The organism is Parafrankia sp. FMc2, assembly GCF_041008525.1.
Lineage (GTDB): Bacteria > Actinomycetota > Actinomycetes > Frankiales > Frankiaceae > Parafrankia.
Genome location: NZ_JBFLUG010000293.1, coordinates 1 through 3638 on the forward strand (window position 1 = coordinate 1; position 3638 = coordinate 3638).

Below are 3638 nucleotides of genomic sequence, written 5' to 3' on the forward strand. Positions count from 1 at the left end.
CCGTCAAGCACGGACTGAAACGTGTGCAGTACCGGCCCGATCTTCTTGTCGGGTTCCTTGCCGAGACCGGGCTTGCTTGGGAAGAGCTCGGATCAACATGACTTCTCGCATTAATCATCAGTAGCTGCGTGGACGTCGCACGGCGGACACGCCAACGGCCAGTGATCCAATTCGGGTCACTGGCCGTTGTTCGTGCTGGGTCCATGGGTTACACGGTCAGGAGCAATGCCACCAGGTCAGCGCCCACCGGATCGGCCTTGTCCGTGCCGTCCCGGGCCGCCAGCAGCCGGACCCCCACGCAGCGCAGCATCTCCAGTGCCGCGAGCCTGCCGGGTTCGGTGTCCGCCAGCCGATCCATAGTGTCGACCACGACCACGCCATACCGGCCGGAACGGACCAGACGCAGTGCCACCCACCAGGCCCACGGGTCCGAGCCGTACTGACGGACCACACCCCGGCAGTCCAGCCCCGGGCCGCGAACACCTCCCGCCGTGGCCCAGCAAGATTAATCCGCGTGGGAGCAAGAAATGAACTTCGCCGACCTGTTGCGTCCAACGCTTCACGCCCTTGCTCATCGACGCCGCGCGGCCGTGTCGGCACCGTCCTGGGGACAGGTGGTTCGTCGACGAGACCTACGTCAAGGTCGCCGGCCACTGGACCTACCTGTACCGGGCGGTTGACCAGCACGGACAGGTCATCGATGTCCTCGCCAGCACCCGCCGTGATCAGGCTGCGGCACGCCGGTTCTTCACCGGCGCGCTGTCCCACGGGCGCCGGCCGGTCGAGGTCACCACCGACAAGGCCCCGGTCTACCCGCGGATCCTCGACGAGCTGCTCCCCGAGGCCTGCCACGTCGACGCCGCGCGGGAGAACAATCGGATCGAATCCGATCACAGCCGGTTGAAAGCCCGGCTCCGCCCGATGCACGGCCTGAAACGGCTGCGTTCCGCCCAGACGATCAGCGCAGGGCATGCGCTGGTCCAGAACATCCGCCGCGGCCACTACGAACTCGGGATCGACACCGACCCGCACGCACGGCTGACAGCCGCGTTCACCGAACTCACCCTCGCGATCTGATCACCCGCTCGGCAGGGTCAACCATGCCCTGCCATCCCGCAATGCAACAGACCCACCTCCGCCAGGTGCGCCTCGATGTCGCGGGTCGTCATGCCCCGCGAGTACAACGACAGGATCGTGTCGTCAAGGTTCCCGATCCGCCGGGCCCGCTTCGGCACGATCACCGGTTCGAACGACCCGTTCCGGTCCCGGGGGACCTCGATGTCGACCGGCCCGTTACGCGTCGACACCGTCTTCGTGGACTTCCCGTTCCGGGAGTTCCCCGTCCCGTGCCCGGCCGGGTCGCCGACCTCGTAGCCCAGATGGCTGGTCATCTCGACCTGCAGCGCGCGCTCCAGGACGGCCTTCGTCATCTGGTTCAACAACCCGTCGACCCCATCGATCGGGGTACCGGCGGCCTTCGCGTCCTTCAACAACACGTCGATCGCCTCGGGAGAGAAAGCATCCGCGATTCTCCGTGCCGCCTCTTCGTCGCGAGTCCGAAGCGTCGGGTTTTGCGTCATTCGGTGTCCCTTTCCGACCTACCCCGATCAGTCAGGCAGGTCGATCCTGGTCCACCTCCGGCTTACACAGCCGTCATGACACGCCCGCAGATGGCCGCGTTCCTGGCCGCGCACGCCAGCTGGATCAACGTGGTGTGGCTGCCGGCCTACGCCCCCGACCTGAACCCGACCGAAGGCGTCTGGTCGTACCTGAAACGCACGACCCTGGTCCACCTCGCCGCCCGTGGCATCGACGAGGTCCACCAGGCTGTCAAACACGGCCTGAAACGCATGCAGTACCGACCTGAACTCCTCGTCGGGTTCCTCACCGAAACCGGACTGACCTGGGAACAGCCCTGATCAACAAAACTTCACACATTAATCATCAGTAGCAGGCTAGTTTCTGTAAGACCCTGCCTCAAACAGGTTGACAGGTTTCGCTTTGAGGCCGCTCAGCCAGAGTGGTTCGGGGCCTGGCTATGTCGGTCACAACGAGCACCGATTGCTGCCGGCGATGAGCACCGGGCCAAGATCCGGCGAGTCGATGTCGCTGGGTTCGAGCACCACGGCGGCGAGCCTGTGCGCGGGTGCCTCCGCGGCGCCTCCTCGCTGCGCCTTTGCCTGGTACGAAACAGGATCGAGCCGGGAAGCGGTCCGGGACACCGGGCACGCCGGTCGCACAGCGCGCCCGGTGGTGCTCGAACCCAGCGACATCGCGGCGGCCGTGACGCGGCTCCGTAGTGCTCACGACGACCAGCATTTGGTGCTCGTTCTCGCTTGCGTAGCCAGGGGCCCGAGGAACGTCACCCTGTCAGGGCCTGCCCGGCCAGGTGGGCCCACCTCGACCCGGGTGTCAACAGATGTGACACCAACCCCAAAAAGTCGATTGCCTTCCACGACAACCCCAGGCGAAAGCTAGATCTGCCGGAAGGATTGCGAACAGGCTGCGGATTTTCAGCGGAAATCAAGATTGTCCGGCGCCAGCATGGCGAGCTGTTTCGCGGTCTCCCGCGTGTCGGGGTGGTTGCCGCCAAGCAGCCCATGGCGGCGAGCCAGCGTGTCCTCAAGCAAGGCGCGGGCGGCGGTCAGATCCCCCAACGCCCCCAATACTGTGGCGAGGTTGTTCGCCGAGTGTAGGGTGTCAGGATGATCTTCGCCCAGCAGTCGACGGAAACGAGCCAGCGTGTCTTCGTTCAAGGCGCGGGCGGCGGTCAGATCCCCTAACGCCCGCAAGTCGTCGGCGAGATTGTGTGCCGTGCGTAGGGTGTCGGGGTGGTCGTCGCCAAGCACCCGCCGCCGACAGGCCAACGTGTCCTCGTGAAGGGCGCGAGCGGCGGTCAGATCCCCCAACGCCCCCAATACTGTGGCGAGGTTGTTCGCCGAGTGTAGGGTGTCAGGATGATCTTCGCCCAGCAGTCGACGGCGGCGGGCCAGTGTGTCCTCGTTCAAGGCGCGGGCGGCGGTCATATCCCCTAACGCCCGCAAGTCGTCGGCGAGGTTGTGTGCCGACATCAGGGTGTCGGGGTGGTCGTCGCTAAGTACCCGCCGCCGACGGGCCAACGTGTCTTCGTGTAGGGCGCGGGCGGCGGTCAGATCCCCCAACGACCACAGGTCTGCGGCGAAGTTGTTCGCCGACATCAGGGTGTCGGGGTGGTCGTCGCCAAGCACCCGCCGCCGACGGGCCAACGTGTCTTCGTCGAGAGCACGGGCAGCGGTCAGATCCCCCAACGACCACAGAACTGCGGCGAGGTTGCTCGCCGAGCGCAGGGTGTCGGGGTGGTCGTCGCCAAGCACCCGCCGCCGACGGGCCAACGTGTCCTCCTGCAGGGCGCGGGCGGCGGCCGGATTCCCCAACGACCACAGACAGACGGCGAGGATATTTGCCGCGCCCAAGAGGTCGGGGTGGTCGGGGCCGAGGGTACGGGTCCAGCGACGGTAGGCCCGGTCGGCGAGGCGGAGCCTGTCAATCCCGATGAGACATCAGGCTGCTTGGTTTGTGGGTAGCGCCTCCTCGGTCTCGATGATCGCTGGGGGCTGGTTGATCCACGCCTTGGTCGGCAGCGCGGGCGGGGCCGGTCG

The 3638-nt window shown here is 66.2% G+C and carries 3 protein-coding genes and 2 pseudogenes; 2 read left to right on the plus strand and 3 right to left on the minus strand.

Annotated features, from left to right (window positions below; all coding sequences use genetic code 11):
* Positions 1–208 precede the first annotated feature (208 nt).
* Positions 209–358, minus strand: coding sequence for a hypothetical protein (locus AB1460_RS36265; protein ID WP_368967016.1), 150 nt, complete (start codon positions 356–358; stop codon positions 209–211).
* A gap of 191 nt (positions 359–549) precedes the next feature.
* Here AB1460_RS36265 and AB1460_RS36270 point away from each other — a divergent pair.
* Positions 550–1077: pseudogene (locus AB1460_RS36270) on the plus strand (IS6 family transposase); the annotation flags it as partial.
* Between the two features lie 53 nt (positions 1078–1130).
* On the opposite strand, the pseudogene AB1460_RS36275 reads toward AB1460_RS36270, so the two are convergent.
* Positions 1131–1529, minus strand: a pseudogene (locus AB1460_RS36275) (transposase); the annotation flags it as partial.
* A gap of 126 nt (positions 1530–1655) precedes the next feature.
* Here AB1460_RS36275 and AB1460_RS36280 point away from each other — a divergent pair.
* The gene (locus AB1460_RS36280; protein WP_368967018.1) at positions 1656–1919 is read left to right on the plus strand and encodes a transposase; all 264 of its coding nucleotides are present in this window, start codon (positions 1656–1658) and stop codon (positions 1917–1919) included.
* A gap of 594 nt (positions 1920–2513) precedes the next feature.
* Here AB1460_RS36280 and AB1460_RS36285 read toward each other — a convergent pair.
* The gene (locus tag AB1460_RS36285) at positions 2514–3533 is read right to left on the minus strand and encodes a tetratricopeptide repeat protein (protein WP_368967020.1); all 1020 of its coding nucleotides are present in this window, start codon (positions 3531–3533) and stop codon (positions 2514–2516) included.
* Positions 3534–3638 lie beyond the last annotated feature (105 nt).

Bases quoted from the DNA above. Each gene is read 5' to 3' on its own strand.
- AB1460_RS36265 (WP_368967016.1), bottom strand. From the start codon at position 358: ATGGATCGGCTGGCGGACACCGAACCCGGCAGGCTCGCGGCACTGGAG.
- AB1460_RS36280 (WP_368967018.1), top strand. From the start codon at position 1,656: ATGACACGCCCGCAGATGGCCGCGTTCCTGGCCGCGCACGCCAGCTGG.